Origin of the sequence: Hymenobacter glacieicola (genome assembly GCF_014640315.1) — a bacterium.
GTDB classification, from domain to species: Bacteria; Bacteroidota; Bacteroidia; order Cytophagales; family Hymenobacteraceae; genus Hymenobacter; species Hymenobacter glacieicola.
This window is the reverse complement of the sequence record NZ_BMGS01000002.1, coordinates 255,906-272,333: the sequence shown is the minus strand read 5'-3', so window position 1 is coordinate 272,333 and position 16,428 is coordinate 255,906. Positions and strand designations below refer to the sequence as shown.

The 16,428-nt window shown below is 60.3% G+C and carries 13 protein-coding genes; 2 read left to right on the top strand and 11 right to left on the bottom strand.

Annotated elements, in window-relative coordinates; all coding sequences use genetic code 11:
* The first annotated feature begins 182 nt into the window (after window positions 1-182).
* Window positions 183-2,111 (top strand): RecQ family ATP-dependent DNA helicase, encoded by a 1,929-nt coding sequence (locus IEW18_RS04255; RefSeq protein WP_188556586.1) that lies wholly within the window; start codon window positions 183-185, stop codon window positions 2,109-2,111.
* Between the two features lie 574 nt (window positions 2,112-2,685).
* Here IEW18_RS04255 and IEW18_RS04250 read toward each other — a convergent pair.
* The 10 genes from IEW18_RS04250 to IEW18_RS04205 form a co-directional block, all read right to left on the bottom strand.
* The gene (locus IEW18_RS04250) at window positions 2,686-3,600 is read right to left on the bottom strand and encodes a helix-turn-helix domain-containing protein (RefSeq protein ID WP_188556585.1); all 915 of its coding nucleotides are present in this window, start codon (window positions 3,598-3,600) and stop codon (window positions 2,686-2,688) included.
* 100 nt (window positions 3,601-3,700) lie between these two features.
* Window positions 3,701-4,696, bottom strand: coding sequence for an aldo/keto reductase (locus tag IEW18_RS04245; protein ID WP_188556584.1), 996 nt, complete (start codon window positions 4,694-4,696; stop codon window positions 3,701-3,703).
* Between the two features lie 187 nt (window positions 4,697-4,883).
* Window positions 4,884-5,564 (bottom strand): type 1 glutamine amidotransferase domain-containing protein, encoded by a 681-nt coding sequence (locus IEW18_RS04240; protein WP_188556583.1) that lies wholly within the window; start codon window positions 5,562-5,564, stop codon window positions 4,884-4,886.
* Between the two features lie 58 nt (window positions 5,565-5,622).
* Window positions 5,623-6,618 carry an NADP-dependent oxidoreductase gene (locus IEW18_RS04235; protein WP_188556582.1) on the bottom strand — a complete coding sequence of 332 codons (996 nt, stop codon included), beginning with the start codon at window positions 6,616-6,618 and terminating at the stop codon, window positions 5,623-5,625.
* Window positions 6,619-6,763: 145 nt separating this feature from the next.
* Window positions 6,764-7,201 (bottom strand): organic hydroperoxide resistance protein, encoded by a 438-nt coding sequence (locus IEW18_RS04230; protein ID WP_194461732.1) that lies wholly within the window; start codon window positions 7,199-7,201, stop codon window positions 6,764-6,766.
* A 36-nt stretch (window positions 7,202-7,237) separates the two neighbouring features.
* On the bottom strand, window positions 7,238-7,690 hold the full coding sequence (locus IEW18_RS04225; RefSeq protein WP_188556581.1) for a MarR family winged helix-turn-helix transcriptional regulator: 453 nt from the start codon (window positions 7,688-7,690) through the stop codon (window positions 7,238-7,240).
* 316 nt (window positions 7,691-8,006) lie between these two features.
* Complete coding sequence (locus IEW18_RS04220; protein ID WP_188556580.1) at window positions 8,007-8,306, bottom strand: rhodanese-like domain-containing protein; 300 nt, start codon at window positions 8,304-8,306, stop codon at window positions 8,007-8,009.
* Window positions 8,307-8,416: 110 nt separating this feature from the next.
* Window positions 8,417-10,300 carry a T9SS type A sorting domain-containing protein gene (locus tag IEW18_RS04215; RefSeq protein ID WP_188556579.1) on the bottom strand — a complete coding sequence of 628 codons (1,884 nt, stop codon included), beginning with the start codon at window positions 10,298-10,300 and terminating at the stop codon, window positions 8,417-8,419.
* A 110-nt stretch (window positions 10,301-10,410) separates the two neighbouring features.
* Entirely contained in the window at window positions 10,411-11,196 is a 786-nt protein-coding gene (locus tag IEW18_RS04210; RefSeq protein WP_188556578.1) for a PASTA domain-containing protein, read from the bottom strand.
* Between the two features lie 267 nt (window positions 11,197-11,463).
* Window positions 11,464-14,235, bottom strand: coding sequence for a D-alanine--D-alanine ligase family protein (locus IEW18_RS04205; protein ID WP_188556577.1), 2,772 nt, complete (start codon window positions 14,233-14,235; stop codon window positions 11,464-11,466).
* A 290-nt stretch (window positions 14,236-14,525) separates the two neighbouring features.
* On the opposite strand from IEW18_RS04205, the gene IEW18_RS04200 reads away from it, so the two are divergent.
* Window positions 14,526-15,710, top strand: coding sequence for a phosphoglycerate kinase (locus IEW18_RS04200; RefSeq protein WP_188556576.1), 1,185 nt, complete (start codon window positions 14,526-14,528; stop codon window positions 15,708-15,710).
* Between the two features lie 112 nt (window positions 15,711-15,822).
* On the opposite strand, the gene IEW18_RS04195 is transcribed toward IEW18_RS04200, so the two are convergent.
* The gene (locus IEW18_RS04195) at window positions 15,823-16,416 is read right to left on the bottom strand and encodes a hypothetical protein (protein ID WP_188556575.1); all 594 of its coding nucleotides are present in this window, start codon (window positions 16,414-16,416) and stop codon (window positions 15,823-15,825) included.
* Window positions 16,417-16,428 lie beyond the last annotated feature (12 nt).

Sequence of the window (16,428 nt, the reverse complement as noted above, 5' to 3'; positions counted from 1 at the left end):
TATATCGAAAGCCCGCTACCAGTTGGTAGCGGGCTTTTTTGTTGGCTGCTACCTTCTTCTGCTCCCTGCCAACACAACTGCTGGGGGATGGAAGTAAGGGAAATAGCCGTTATGCGGCGGCTGGGCTGATAACCTTTCCTTTTCCCGCCGGGCGGCGCTACCTTCGTAGTCCTGCTGATCTTGTGCCTGCCTTGCTGCCCCCCACCGACGATATTCTGCACGTACTGCGCCACACCTGGGGGCACACCCAGTTTCGGCCCTTGCAGGAAGATATTATCCGGGCGGTGCTGGCGGGGCAGGATACGCTGGCCCTGCTGCCTACGGGCGGGGGCAAAAGCATTTGCTTTCAAGTACCGGCCCTGGCCCGGCCGGGGCTCTGCCTGGTTGTGTCGCCGCTGATTGCCCTGATGAAGGACCAGGTGGAAAACCTGCGCCAGCGCGGCATCAAGGCCGAGGCCGTGTACGCGGGCATGAGCCACCAGGAAATCGACCAAACCCTGGACAACTGCGTGTACGGGCCGGTGAAGTTCCTGTACGTGTCGCCTGAGCGCCTGCTGACCGACATGTTTCAGGCCCGCGTCAGGAAGATGAAGGTGAGCCTGCTGGCCGTGGATGAGGCGCACTGCCTTTCCCAGTGGGGCTACGACTTCCGGCCACCCTACCTGCGCATTCAGGAGCTGCGCGCCCTGCTGCCGGGCGTGCCCTGCATTGCCCTCACGGCCACGGCCACCGAGCAGGTGCGCCAGGATATTGTGGAGAAACTGGCGTTTGGCACTTCGCACCGCGTATTTCAGCAGAGCTTTGCCCGGCTTAATCTGTCGTACTCCGTGCTGAGCACCGAGGACAAGTTCAAGCGCCTGGTGGAGGTAGTACGCGGGGTAGGAACCCAGAAAACCAGCATCGTGTACGCCCGCACCCGCCGCCAAACCGAGGAGGCGGCTGCCTACCTGCGCCAGCAGGGCCTAGCCGCCGCGCCCTATCACGCCGGCCTGCCCAGCGAGCAACGCACCCGGACCCAGCAAGATTGGATGCAAAACAAAACGCGCTGCATTGTGGCTACCAACGCGTTCGGCATGGGCATCGACAAGCCCGACGTGCGGCTGGTAGTACACCTGGAGGCTCCCGATAACCTGGAGGCCTACTACCAGGAAGCCGGCCGCGCCGGCCGCGACGAGAAGTATGCCTTTGCCGTGCTGCTCCAGGGCCCCAACGATGCCGACGAGCTGCGCCGCCGCACCCAGCAGTCCTACCCGCCCCTGGATACCGTGCGACGGGTGTACCAGGCCTTGGCCAACTTTTCGCGCACGGCGGTGGGTGGGGGCGAGCTGGTGGCATTTGATTTTGATATTCAGCAGTTCGCGGAAACCTACCGCATCAAGGCCCTGGATGCCCATAATTCCCTGCGCATCCTGGAGCGGGAGGGCTTTGTGCAACTGAACGAGGCCGTGAACAACCCGGCCCGCGTGCACATCCCCATCAACCACACCGACCTCTACCACTTCCAGGTAGCCAATCAGCAGCACGACCAGCTCATCAAAAGCCTGCTGCGCTTTAACGGGGGCGAACTGTTTGCCGGGTTTCAACGGATTTCGGAAAACAGCCTGGCCCAGTATCTGCGCCTGAGCGTGGTGGATGTGCGCAAAATGCTGCTGTTTCTGCACCGCTCCGGCATTATCCAGTACCAGCCCAAGCACGAGGCTCCGCAGGCCCTGTTTACCACGCCCCGCTTTGATGCCGACAAGCTTCCGCTGGACCAGAAACGACTCCACGACGCCCGGGAGCTAGCCCGCCACAAAACCGAGGCCGTAATACGCTACGCCGCCGGTAGCCGCTGCCGCCAGCAGCTGCTGCTGGAATACTTCGGGGAGCTGGACGCCCCGGCCTGCCACGTCTGCGACTTTTGCCTGGCACAGAAAAAAGCCCGGCAGGCTACCACCCCAGCCCCCGAGCTGCGGGAGCAACTGGTGGCGCTGGTAAAAGCTACCCCCCAAACCCCCCGGGAAGTTTTAGCGCACTTTACCCCGGGGCAGGCCACGGCCGTAACCGAGCAGCTGCGGGAGCTAGTGGAGCTGGGTGAGCTGAAGTACGCCGCCGATGGCCGGTTGGGGTAGACGACTGAGACGTGAGGGTGGTGATTTCAGGGTTAATTATAGGTGCTCCCACTTATAAATTAGTCGCCGTAGAGGTGAAATCAAGAGCATATGGTAGGATAGCCATTCGTTTATGGCTGTATCTGCGCCCAGTTTGATCAACTAGGTAGGGGTAGCAAAAAAGCACGCCTCTTACAGAATGAATGTCGATTCTAATTACAGTTTCCGTAATAAAGTCGGTGGCAAATCCACTGGCTTGCAAGCGTTCATGTAGAAGATGGACAAGATCTAGCAAATGCGTTACTAACGGATGCCGGTTTAGTACCTGTGGGGTTATTCTCACGCGCAAAATGTCGAGCGTAGCCTCCTTTATCGAGTACAGCTTGGCCTCTTGCAGTAGCCAATCCGCCATGTAGCAGCCATTGTAATGCCGTTCGTAGCTGAAATAGCTCTGAGTTAGATTATGGGGTAGCCCATTTAAGCTTCTGCGTCTAGGCATTTTTCTGATGTGTATGCGGCTTACTACCGAAGAAGACAATATAGCGCATACAAGCCACCCCGGCTGCTCCTGCAACCAGGGCAACCAGGGCGGCGCTTAGTTCGCCGATACGCGGAAGGCGGCGGGTGTAAGGCCGGTTTTGCTTTTGAACAGGCGGGTGAAATACTGCGGATACTCGAAGCCTAGTTGAAAGGCCGTTTCGTTGATGGTGAGGGAAGTGCCCAGCAGCAGGCGCTTGGCTTTTTCAATCAGGGCGTGGTGCAGGTGCTGCTGGGTGGTCTGGCCGGTCAGGGTGCGGAGCATGTCGCTGAGGTAGGCTGGCGACACATGCAGGGCGTCGGCGAAATACTGCACGGTGGGTAGGGGCTGCTCTTCTTCGCGGGCAAAATACCTGGTCAGCAGCTCCTCAAAACGGCTGAGCAAGTCGTGCTCAGCAGGGCGGCGGGTATGGAACTGCCGGTGGTAGAAGCGGTTGGCGTAGCTGAGCAGCACCTCCAGTTGCGACACTAGCACGTCCTGGCTGAAGGCGTCGGGGGCGCGCTGATACTCCTGACGGATGCCGTGAAACAGGGCGTCCAGGGTAGCTTCCTCCTGGGGCGAGAGATGCAGCGCCTCGTTAACTTCGTAGGAAAAGAACCCGTAGGTGGCTATTTTCTTGGCCAGTGGGTGGCGTAGCAGCAAGTCGGGGTGAAAAACCAGCATCCAGCCGCTTAGCTCTGAAATATCGATGGAGTCGTTGTTTTCGCAGAGCTGACCGGGAGCGAAAAACCCCAGTACCCCTTCGCTGAAGTCGTAGGAGCGTTGGCCGTACTGCATATGGCCTTTCAGGTTTTTCTTCAGCGAAATGATGTAGAGCTGCCGCAGGGCTGGGCCATTGGCCGGCAGCACGCCCCGGGTATGCTCCAGGTCGATAACCGTCAGCAGCGGGTGCTCGGGGCTGGGAAACCCGAAATGCTGGGTAAAGTCCTTTACCGTGGCCAACAGGCGGAATTCTTTGGGCGGCTGCTTCATGGTAACAGAAGGGGGTTGAGCGGCTATTGGCTGCCTGAACGGTAGTGGGCAGGGCATGCGGTTCGGGCAGCCAATAACGCAAAGTCAGAAGGCGGAAAGATTAAAACCCCGCCGGATACGCGGCCCCGGCTGAGCTACCAACCGGCATAATGGCCGCAAGTTCAGCTAGCTCCGGCGGCGTTAGGGTAAGGCTGGCGGCGGCTACGTTTTGCTCCAGGTATTTGCGCCGCTTGGTGCCCGGAATGGCTACCACGCCTTGGGCCAACACCCAGGCCAAAGCCAACTGGGCAGCCATTACGCCTCTGTCGTGGGCCAGGCTTTGCAGCTTTTCCACCAGCTCCAGGTTGCGGTAGAAGTTCTCGCCCTGGTAGCGCGGGAAAAAGCGGCGCGAATCGTTGGGCTCGAAGTCGTCGGGCGACTTGATTTCGCCCGATAAAAAGCCCCGGCCCAGGGGCGAGTAGCCCACAAAGCCGATGCCCATTTCGCGGGTAGCAGCCAGCACGCCGTCTTCCTCCACGCCCCGGTCGAAGAGGGAATACTCGGTTTGCAGGGCCGAAATGGGGTGTATCGCATGCCCCCGGCGCAACAATTCCACCGACACTTCCGACAAGCCCAGGTAGCGCACCTTGCCTTCTTCTACCAGGCGGCTCATGGCCCCCACGGTGTCTTCGATGGGCGTATTGGGGTCGACGCGGTGCAGGTAGTACAGGTCGACGTAGTCAGTGCGCAGGTTGCGCAGGGAGCGTTCTATGCTTTTGCGCACGTACTCGGGCCGGCCGTTGTAGCCCCCGGTCCAGTTTTCCTGGTCGTCTACTTCAAAACCGAACTTGGTGGCCAGTACCACCTGCTGGCGCCGACCAGCAAGGGCCCGGCCCACCAGCCGCTCGTTGTGCATCGGGCCGTAGAGGTCGGCCGTGTCAAGCAGGTTGATGCCCAGCTCCAGGGCGCGGTGAAGGGTAGCGAGGCTTTCGGCCTCGTCGGCCTCGCCGTACACGCTCATGCCGTTGATGCCACCCGTCATGCCCATGCAGCCCAGCCCCTCAATGGGTACTTCCAGGCCCTGGCTGCCCAGGGCTACTTTCTTAATCGTGCTCATGTGGCGTGGTTGTTAGGTAGTTATGTGGTTTAAGTACGCTGCAAAGGTGGGGCGACCGGGGAGGGCTGGCGTTATACAAACCATTGCTTCTGCAACACAAAACGCGGGTAGGCCCAAACGAAAAGCCGCCCCGGCAGCTCCCACAACGGGAGCCACCGGGGCGGCTTACTACGGGCAACGGCCCTGGTTACTTTTTCAGCAGCTTCAGCAGCTCCTCGGCGGCGGGCTCCGAAGAAGCAGGATTCTGGCCGGTGATAAGGTGGCCGGCGGTTACCACGTAGGGCTGCCAGTCGGCCCCTTTGGAGTAAAGGCCGCCGCTTTCCTTGAGCATGTCCTCCACCAGGAAAGGCACCACGTTGGTCAGCTGCACGGCTTCCTCTTCGGTGTTCGTGAAGCCGGCAACCGATTTGCCTTTTACCAGCAGCTCGCCGCTGGGCGCCTTCACGTGGCGCAGTACCCCGGGCGCGTGGCACACGGCCGCCACGGGTTTGCCGGCCGCATACATGGTTTCGAGCAGGGCAATGGAGGTAGGGTCCTCGGCCAAATCCCAGAGTGGGCCGTGCCCGCCGGGGTAGAATACTGCGTCGTAGTCAGCCGCCGCTACGGTGTCGAGCCGGACGGTGGCGGCCAGGGCCTGCTGGGCCGCGGCGTCCTGCTTAAAGCGCTTGGTAGCCTCGGTCTGGGCGCTGGGGTCGTCGCTTTTGGGGTCGAGCGGGGGCTGACCGCCCAGGGGAGAAGCCAGGGTGAGCGTAGCGCCGGCATCCTTAAATACGTAGTAAGGAGCGGCAAATTCTTCCAGCCAGAAGCCGGTTTTATGACCTGTATTGCCCAGTTGGTCGTGCGAAGTCAGCACTACTAGAATCTTCATCGAAGGGAACGTTAGGGTGAGGAAGTAGGGGTAAGGAGTTAGGGGTATGGGCTGGCACTCAGGCCACTTGCACGAGGGCTTTGCCGGTGTTTTCGCCGGTAAATAAGCCCAGGAAGGCGGCCGGAATCTGGTCAAAGCCTTCGGTAATGGTTTCTTCAGTCCGCAGCTTGCCTTGCTGGTACCAGGCGGTGAGTTGGGCCACCCCTTCGGGCCAGCGCTGGTAGTAGTTGCTGATGATAAAGCCCTGAAGCTTGGCGCTGGTTTTCAACAGCTTGCCCTCGGGGCGCGGACCCACCGGTGCTTCTGTGTCGTTGTAGCTGGAAATCTGGCCGCAGAGGGCAATGCGGGCGTGGGTGTTGAGCAGATCGTACACGGCATCCGTGATGGCGCCGCCTACGTTATCAAAGTAGCAGTCCACGCCGTTGGGAGCGGCCGCGGCCAGGGCTTCCGCAAGGTTGGCGGTTTTGTAATTGATGGCCTCGTCGAAGCCTAGTTCTTTCAGATAGGCTACTTTCTCATCGGAGCCGGCCGTGCCTACCACGCGGGCACCCTTGATTTTGGCAATCTGCCCCACAACCATGCCCACGGCTCCGGCCGCCCCCGATACCACCACGGTTTCGCCGGGCTGGGGCTGGCAGATATCCAATAGCCCAAAGTACGCCGTGAGGCCCGGCATGCCCAGAAGCCCCAAGTAGTAGCTGGCCGGCGCCTGCCCCTGCGGAATTTGCTGCAGCCCGTTGCCATCCGACACGCTGTACTGTTGCCAGGGCAAGTTACCTACTACCAACGTGCCCACCGGCAGCTTACTCGCCTGGCTTTCCACCACTTCGGCCACTACCCCACCCGAAATAGGCTGGTTCAACTCAAATGGTGGCACGTAGGACTTGCCCTCGTTCATGCGGCCCCGCATGTAGGGGTCCACGGAAACGTAGCGGGCTTTCAGCAGCACCTGGCCTTCGGTCAGAGCCGGAACCGCGCTGGTTTCAAACCGGAAGTTGTCGGCCGTAGGCAGGCCCCTGGGGCGACTAGCCAGGTAAATGGTTTGGTTGTTCATAGCATCTAGACTAGGGGAAAAGAAAACTGTCATCTTGGGCGGAAGGGTAAGGCTTTCCGCGTCTGAGCAGCACTATAACCGCTCAGGCGCCGAAAACTCCTACCGCTCCGCTCAGGATGACAGAACAGGGCTCGCTCTTGCCGGGCTACGCGGCGTTGGTGGTCGTGGTAAGGTTTACCTCAATGTTGCCTTTGGTAGCGCGCGAGTACGGGCAGATGCCGTGGGCGGCTTCTACCAGTTGTTCGGCCTGGGCTTGCTCCACGCCGGGAATATTTACGTGCAGATCGGCCGAAATGCCGTAGCCGCCGTCTTCCGCCTTACCAAAGCCAATGAAGGCTTCTACCGTCACGTTATCGAGCTTTACTTGGGCCTGGCGGGCCGCCACGCCCAGGGCCCCTTCGAAGCAGGCGGCGTAGCCGGCGGCAAACAGCTGCTCAGGGTTCGTGGCGCCGGCCTTGCCGGGGCCTCCCATTTCCTTCGGCGTGCTCAGGTCTACGTTCAGCACGTTGTTGTTGGTAGTAACGTGGCCGTCGCGGCCGCCTTTGGCCTTGGCCTGAGCGGTGAAGATTTTCTCGATTTTCATGAGAAGGGGAAGAGAAAGTGAAAGAATACCGGGCGGTTAACCCAGCTGGGTAAGTAGCGTGTTCAGTTGGCGCCGGAGCGTTTCAAACTCCTGCGGTGGCATATTCAGTTTGGCCAGAATCTGCTCCGGTACCTGGCAGGCCCGCTTCTGCAACTCCCGCCCGGCCGGCAGCAGCCCGATTACCACGGAGCGCTCGTCGCGCGGGTCGCGGCGGCGGCTGATCCATTGCTTTTGCTCCAGGCGCTTGAGCAGGGGCGTAAGCGTGCCGGAATCCAGTAGCAGCTTTTCGCCCAGCGCCTTTACCGTCAGCTCCTGGTGTTCCCAGAGCAGCAAAAACACGAGGTACTGCGGATACGTCAGGTCCAGCTCCTGCAGCAGGGGCTGATACGCCTTGGTAATCATCCGCGACAAAGCGTAGAGTGGAAAGCACAACTGGTTTTCCAGTTGCAGCAAGGGGTTAGAGGTAGCAGGCTGGCGTTCGTCGTTCATAAGCTGCAGACAAATAAACGAGATATAGTTGCGTGATGTTTAATTGTGCACAACTTAATTAAACGTGCTTATGTAAATCATTGACTGTGAGCGGGAAATATTTGGTTAGCGTTCGGGCGAGGTGTCTGCAACGCTAGGCGTAGCTTGAAAGCACACCGTCCGGTACGACCGTTTTACTGAAACGTATGCCTGCCCCAAAAGCACAGTATGGCCTGGTCTCTGTTCCCTTATGTACCGCGGAAGGTAGGTGCTGAAGCTGCAAAAAAGCCGAGCCACGCTATGCATGACTCGGCTAAAACAGAAGACCGCCAGAAAGTTACGCCTGCTGGTAGGCCTGCATGCCGCCCACTAGATTGCGCACATTCTGGAAGCCTTGCTGGGTCAGGAAAGCCTTGGCCGAAGCCGAGCGGCCACCGCCTTTGCAATGCACAACTACTTCTTGCTCCTTAAGGTCTTCCAGCTCTTCGAGCTTACCGGGCAACTCGCCTAGCGGAATGTTCTGGCTGCCGGCAATGCGGCTTTCTTCGTTTTCCCACGTTTCGCGCACGTCAATAATAACGGGGGCGGTGCCAGCGGCCTGGCGCTCTTTCAACTCGGTAGGGGTGATGTCGGTCATGAAAGGTTAAGCTGAGAGTGGAGGGTGATACAGAAGCTGACCTGACGCCAGGATTCTGTGCAACGATAGCAAGAAACCGGCACAACCACTGCCGGGTGCACTACGGCCGGCTAAGGAGCAAGCACGGAAAGCCGCTTCGTAACGGTCAGGCCATCAGGCAAGGTCAGGCGCACAAAGTACAGGCCTGGCGCTAGGGCAGGGAGGGTCAGCTGGGCCTGGCCGCGTTCGGCCGCGGGCTGCTCCCACACCACCCGGCCCAGCGCATCGAGGGTTACGGCCCGCACGTAGCGGCCCTGCACCTGCACGGCGCCTCCCGCCGTGGGGTTGGGGTAGAGTTGGTAAGTGGCTGCTACTTCCGCCGGCGCTGCCGTACCGGTAACGGTACTGCCCGTTACGGGCCGCAGCATAAGTGCCCCGGCCGGCCGGTAGGTGGTGGCAGTGTTGTTAACGCTCCATGTATTTAAGGCATTCAGAAGCAGGTAGCCTGGTGGCGAGGAGTTGTTCAGATCCAAGCCAAACTCCACGAACTGGGTGGAAGCCGCTTGCCCATAACCAGCGTAAAACCGCGTGCTTACGGGCACCGGCGCATCAAAGGCTACTTCCACAAAGCGTTGTCCGGCGGGCAAGCTGGTCGGCACCGTGTACGATTTGGTGGCTTTAGGAGTAACCGTTGGTTTGCCCGTCCCATCATCATCCCAAATGTTGAGGGTAATGGTGCGCCCCCCAGCGGTGGCCAGCACAGGGTACAGGCGGATGGCCCGGATCTGGTCGGGCTGATTTACATCGAAGCGCAACGCCAAGTAGCTAGCGGGGCCAGTGGAGGCAGTCGGTAGGGTTACGCTAGCTTCGGCCGTACCGTCGTCGTAGGCAAAGTAGTTGCTTAGCTCCGTGGTCCGGGTAATGGTATCGTTCGGCTGGGTGAGTGGGTTGGTTTCGTTGGTGAGCAGGCGGAAACGCTGGCGCAGAAACTTGGGGGCTGAGGTAAGCGGCACCGTGGCCGTGCGCACGTTGCCCACCACCGGCTCCTGACGGGAGTTGGCATCCAAAGACACGCCACCAGTGAGGAATTGGCTGGAAGGCCCGCCGGGTAGCACCTCCAGGGTTCCGGTCCAGGTAACGGGGGTAGGTGCCGGGCCGATGTCGAGGTTGTTGGCGGTGGTGCCGGTGCGGTCCGTCAGCTCCGAGGTGGGGTTTTGGTTGAACTGCGCCACCGGCATGGCGGTGTAGCGCTTCAGGGCGCTGGGTAAGGCCCGGCTGATGGCAATGTCGCGGTACGTGGAATCCGTGGCGGTGCGGTTACGGTCCAGGCGTACGTAGTCCACGCTCCAGGCGTCGCGGTTACTGAACAGGTAACCGCTCACCCGAAAGCGGAACTGGAAGGCGCTGTGAAAAAACCGCTCCTGGTTAACGGCCAGCGCCTTGAAGCGAAAGTTGGTGGTGTCGCCGGGGCTGCGCAGCTGCCACACCTGCTGCCACTGCTGGTCCCGGTCCAGGAAGTCGACGTAGAGGGCAATGGGCCGGGAGCCGCTGGGCGCGGGCGGGCCAAAAATGGTGCCCGCCTGCCAGAAAAAGCTCAAATAGGCGTTGTCACTGGCCCGCAGGGCGCTCAAGTCCAGGGGTTGAGATACGAGCGAGTCGGCATCGCCAATAAAGGAGACGGGTCCCCGGGCCCGGCCTTGGGCATCAAGGCCATCGAGGGTGGCCACGTTTTTGGTGGGCGGCCGGCGGGGGTAGCGGTTGTTGACCAGGGCCCCGCCCGCCGTTGCCCAGCGCTGCGCATCCGGCTGGCCCTCCGGCTGGCGGGCAAAGTCATCAAAAAAGGGCAGGGCCAGCGCCGCCGGGCGCCGGGCGGCAGTTGGGTCGGCAGTTGGGTCGGCAGTTAAATGCGCGGGCTCGGCCCCGAGAGGGCGAACCAGCACCTGCGCCCAACCGCCGCGCGGCACCAGACCCAGCAGCACCAACACCGCGAATAAAAAGCGTAGAGAAGAAGTCATTAACGCAAAGAAATGGAAACGGAGTACAGCCCGTGTTGCTCTCACGGACAGAAACGGAAAAAGGTTCGCTGCCTGGACAACGAACCTTTTTCGCGAGTATTTCAAACCGGTTATTGAACCGCCTTCACCGGCTCCTGGCCCGCCACCCACAGGTCCACCAGCTGGCCCATCCGGATGGTGGTGCCGGGGGCGGGTACGGGGCGCTGCTTGACTACGGTGCCGTCGGTTTGGCCTTCCTCGGGCTCCTGGTAGAAGACTTCGCCTACCTGCAGGCCCTGGCCCACGAGCAAGGTAGTGGCCTCGTCGACGGGCATGTTCACCAGGTTGGGCACCGGGAACTCCTGGTTGCCCAGGCCGTCGCCTACCTCCAGGTCCACGCGGGTACCTTTGGTAATGGCCGCCCCGGGCGCTACCTCCTTGCCCCCCACAAACTGCCGCAGCACGGCGTCCTTTTGAATGTTGGGCACCAGCTTGATCTGGCCCACGATCAGGTCGTAGCTTTTCAGGATGAGCTGGGCGTTTTTCAGGGAGCCGTCCGTCAGCTTAGGCATCTTGATGACGGGCGGGTTCTTCATGGCCACCGAAATGTAAATCTTGCGGCCTTCCTTCACCTTTTCGCCCGCTTTGGGCTCCTGCGTGAGCACCGTACCGGGCCGGATGGAGGCGTCGTAGGTGCTGTCATCGACAAAATAGGCCAGGTCCCGCTCATCAAGGTAGTCCTCCAGTTCGGCCTGGCTCATGCCCGTTATTTTGGGCACCACAATGGTTTCGCCGTGGTTGGTGGTGATGGGCAGATACACGTAAAAGAACCCAAACACCAGGATACCCGTCGCCAGCAGAATGACCAGCACGTGTTTGAGCAGGTCGGCGGGAGTATCGGATTTAAAGAAAGACATCAGGGAGAAGTTAGAAGTCAGGAGGCTGGTAGCTAGAATACAGGCACTATACGCTAGCAGACAAAACTAGGAATTAGAAAGCTAGGGCGAAGAAGGGTAGGCATTTTAACCAGACCGTCATTCCGAGCCCCGCGAGGAATCTCGCGTGCTGACGTTGTAGTGGTAATCAGACGTCAGCACGCGAGATTCCTCGCGGGGCTCGGAATGACGGTGTTAGCTAGGGCATTCCAAGCTCCTCGCTCCGCTCGGAATGACGGTTTGGTTTACTTACTTCGGCGCAGTGGCCTTCTGTGTCCGCACTTTGCCGAACTCCAGGATCTGGTCGATGAAGTCGTAGGGCGTGTAGCCGGCCAGGGCCGTTTGGTGGAAGATGCAGGTGGCAGGCGTCATCCCGGGTAGGGAGTTCACCTCGATGATGATGACCTCCACGGCCCCGTTCTGGCGTACCCGCACGAAGGCGTCGATGCGGGCGTACCCCTGAATATTCAGGATTTCGGCCACCCGGCGCAACTCCTTCTTCACCTCCTCCGACACGCGCTGCCGCTCCTGCAAATCCGGGGCGTAGCGGGCCGGGGTGATGTTCTGGCCTTCGCCGGCCAGGAATTTCTCCTCCAGGCTCAGCACCTCGCCGGTCGCCAGGGCCTCAGAGGCTTCAAACACTTCAATCTGCAGCTCGCCGTTGTCGGTCCAGTGGGTGAGCAGGCCGCCGGTTACTTCCAGGAAGTGCGCAGCGCCGTCGCGGTCAATCAGGGTTTCTACCAGGAAAGCATCCTTCTGCGGGAATTCTTCCTTGAAGCCCAGGCTGAGGGTAGTAGCTTCGGCCTCGCTGAGCGCCTCCTGGTCGCGGAAGATGAGGCGGGTGAAGGCCTCCAGCTCCTGGCGGTTCTTGATTTTCTTCACGGCCGAAGAGCAGCCGTCGTCGGCGGGCTTGGCAATGAAGGGGTAGGGGAATTGGGATTCCAGGCTGCGGTAGAAGCCTTCGTGGTCAGCGTCCCACTCCAGGCGGTTAGCCATGCGGTGTTCGGCCACGCGCATGCCGGCTTCGCGCAGGCGGCGGTTGGTCTCGAACTTATTGATGGTAATGCTGGAGCTTTCCACGCCCGAGCCGTTGTAGGGCAGGCCGTATTTTTCCAGCTCCCGTTGCAGGGCGCCATCCTCACCGGGGCGGCCGTGCAGGGCAATAAACACCTCATCCACCATCTGGGCCAGCTCCTCGAAGGAAAAGCGGCGGGGCTGGGCCGTGGGCTGCCCGGCGTAGGTGCTGGTAATAGCCTGCGCCTCACGACGAATCCGCTCCAGGATGGGGTGCAGGCCGTGGCCGGCCTCCATGTGCTCCACTTTCTCCCGAATGTCGTCGGCGTTGTCCTTGAGCATCACGTTGATGGGCAGCACGTAGAGGCGGAACTCCTGGCTGTTACCCGTCAGAAACACCGGCACCGGCTCGTACTTCACCGAGGAGCTGAGCTTCTCGTAGATGTTGCGGCCGCTTTCCACCGAAATGTGCCGCTCCGAGGAGTAACCGCCCATAATCACGGCCACTTTGGTGCGGGTGCGCTCCTCCGAGGCTCGGGCCGCTACGGCTGCATCCAGTTGGGTGAGCAGGCCGGCCAGCTTCACGGGCCGCAGCCCGGCCCGGCGCCGCGCCGCCAGGGAGGTCCGAATCAGGTAAGTCAGGAACTGCGAGGGGTTCAGCCCAATTTCAGCGGCCTGGTGGAAAAAGAACGAGGCCGGCAGCATACCCGAGGTCGTATTCGGGTCGTTGAGGAACAGCTTACCGTCGGCGCCAATGAAGCCGTCGAGGCGGGCGTACACCTGAAAACCGAAGGTGCGGAACATTTCCTCGCAGGCTTCGCGGATGCGCTGAATATCAGCTTCGGGCAGATCAATGGGGGTGATTTTACGCGAGAGGCCAGGCAGGTATTTCGAGCGGTAGTCGAACATTTCCTCGCCCTTCACAATCTCCGTGGGGGGTAGGGCCAGGGGCTGCCCGGTGGGGTCTTCCACCACAATGCACGAAAACTCGCGGCCCTGCACGAAGCTTTCTACCAGCACCTGCGTTTCGCCTTCCACGCTGGTCAGGCGTACCGCTTCAGCGGTTTGCAGCTGCTCGTTTAGCGTGTTCAGGAGTTGCTCGGGCTGATAAATCAGGTGCGAGTTATCAGTTGCCAGTTGCCAGCTGCTGGCAGTGGTGTCGTTGCTTGCACCTGACAGCTGAGAACTGCTAACGGGCAACTCCACCACTACCGGCAGGCCAATCCCCTCGCGGATATCCACCAGCTGCTGCAGCCACACCGTTTTCTTTTGCTCCGATAGGCCCTGCCACTCCTGGCGCGTTACGGTTTTGCGGAACAGGCTGCGCTCCACGGCCGTGGCGAATTTCGCTACGTCGGCTTCGCGCAGAATGCTCACGCCAATGCTGCTACCCTGGCGCGGGGCCTTAAACACCAGCGGCAAGCCCAGCTCGCGTACTAGGTAGTCGAGGGTAGCCTGCGCGTCGGCGGCGTCCCACTCTTCAGCCGTGATGAGGCGGAAGTCGGGGGTAGGGCGGTTCAGGGCTTTCAGGAGCTTTTTCTGGGCAATCTTATCGATGCCGAAGGCCGAGGGCAGAATGCCGGAGCCCGAGTACGGAATGCCGTACCACTCCAGCAAGCCCTGAATGGCGCCGTCTTCGCCCGCCGGTCCGTGCAGGGCCAGGAAAGCAAAGTCCATGAGGCTGCTCAGCTCCTGGGGCTGAATGCGGCGGCCCACTTCAGCAATGATGCGGTCCTGCTCCTCCAGGCTCAGTTCGCCCAAGCTCTCAAAGTACATCTGCACCGGCAGCTCCGTGCGCGGCAGCGCCGATACGGGCGGGTAAAAGTCCCGGATGGTGCCTTTATAGATATACTCCCAGTTGAGCTGAATGAAGTTGCCGCGGCTGTCCACAAACACGGGAACGGCCTCAAACAAGGACTTATCCAGGTTATCGTACACGGTGCGGCCGCCCGCAAAGCTGATTTCCCGCTCACGCGACGGGCCGCCGAAGAAGATGCCTATTTTCATACGTAGGGGCAAAGGTAGTATTTCGGGAGGTGAGGAAAGAACGGAACCCAAAGGAACGTCATTCCGAGCGCAGCGAGGAATCTCGCGTGCTGACATTGCAATCGTAATCTTTCGTTCATTCTTTCCCATCCATATATATGTCAACCATCTGCTGCGTCAGCACGCGAGATTCCTCGCTACGCTCGGAATGACGTTCTATTTGTTTGCTCATTATTTTATCGACTCATCTCCTTGCCCCCTCATTCCCTCAAAATCTTACCTTCGCCCCAGCCAAACCCATTTCCTTTTCCATGAAAACCCTCGATCAGTACAACTTCGCCGGCAAGCGTGCCGTGGTGCGCGTGGACTTCAACGTGCCGCTGGATAAGAGCTTCGCCATTACCGATGACACCCGCATCCGGGCCGCTACTCCTACCATCAAGAAAATCCTGCAGGATGGTGGCTCCGTGGTGCTGCTCTCGCACCTGGGCCGGCCCAAGGGCGGACCAGAAGAAAAATACTCCCTGAAGCATATTGTCGCCCGCCTGGGCCAAGAGTACGGCCAGCAGGTGCAGTTTGCCGAAGATGCGTTGCAGGCCGAAGCCCAGGCCCAAGCCCTGCAGCCCGGCCAGATCCTGCTGGTAGAAAACGTGCGCTTCTACGGCGAAGAAGAAAAAGGTAACGCGGAGTTTGCCGCCAAGCTGGCCAAGCTCGGCCAGGTGTACGTGAACGACGCCTTCGGGGCCGCGCACCGCAAGCACGCTTCCACCGCTGTTATTGCCGATAGCTTTGCGCCCGAAGACCGGGTAGGCGGTTATTTGTTGCAGGGTGAGCTGGACAACGCCAAGAAGGTGCTGGAACAGGCCGAGCGACCCTTCACCGCCATCATGGGCGGCGCCAAAATTTCCGACAAAATCCTCATCATCGAGAAGCTGCTCGACAAGGTCGATAACCTGCTCATTGGGGGCGGCATGGCCTACACCTTCGCTAAGGCCCAGGGTGGCCAAATCGGCAATTCCCTGCTGGAAGCCGACAAGATGGACCTGGCCCTGGAGCTAATCGAGAAGGCCAAAGCCAAAGGTGTCAACCTGGTGCTGCCCACCGACAGCGTGATTGCCGATAAATTCGCCAACGACGCCGAAACTAAAGTGGCCCAGAACAACCAGATTCCGGATGGCTGGCTGGGCCTCGACCTCGGCCCGGACTCCATTAAAGCGTTCAGCGACATTGTGCGCCAGTCGAAAACTATTCTGTGGAATGGCCCCATGGGCGTGTTCGAAATGAGCAGCTTCGCCAAAGGCACCGAAACCGTAGCCCAGGCCATTGCCGACGCTACCCAAGCCGGCGCCTTCAGCCTCATCGGCGGCGGCGACTCGGCCGCGGCAGTAAACCAACTCGGCTTCTCGGAGCAGGTTTCCTACATCAGCACCGGCGGCGGTGCTCTGCTGGAGTACATGGAAGGCAAGGAGCTGCCCGGCGTTACGGCGCTGGGGTAAGTGGTGAGGTGGTGAAATAGTGAGATGGTGAAATGGTGAGTTGTTGTTCTGTCGTTGCAATTCGCGCCGCTAGAACAACAACTCACCATTTCACCATCTCACTATCTCACCACTAATTCACATAAGGCGTTTCCAGCTCCTGGCCCATAAGGGTGAGCGGGTCGAGGGAAAGGCGCCCGGTGAGGCGGGTGCGGAGGACCTGGCGCTCGGCCGAGGACAGCACCTTAAGTTGGTGCAGCCAGTTGAGGCGGTGAAGCTGTAGCTCAATGGGGCCCAGGGGGTTGATTTGGGCGTATTCGTCGCGCAGGTAGCTGTGGGCCCGCTGGCGAAGCTCGTTGGTGAAGGCTTCCAGGGCGGCCCGTTGGCTGTGTTGGTCGCGCAGAGTAATGCGGATGCGGTTAGTGCCCAGCGTAACGGAGTGGCTCAGGTGACGGCGTACCACGTACACCGCTCCTAAACCAACGAGAAAGCCTAGACCCGCTACCCAGAACTCGGACGAAATACCTGCCTGATTTTTCAGAGCTTGGTGTACTACCTGCACCAGCAACCACAGAACTACCCACGTGCCCACGGGGGGGAGGCGCAACGGCGTAGGCGCGGCGTATTCAAGGCCTACGGGTAGCAGCTCCTCGTAGGGAATTTCGGTTTCCAGCCAGGCTACTCCGCGCCGGTTGCGCTGGCTTATGTAAAGCCCATGCTGGCGCATAAGCAGCAAAGT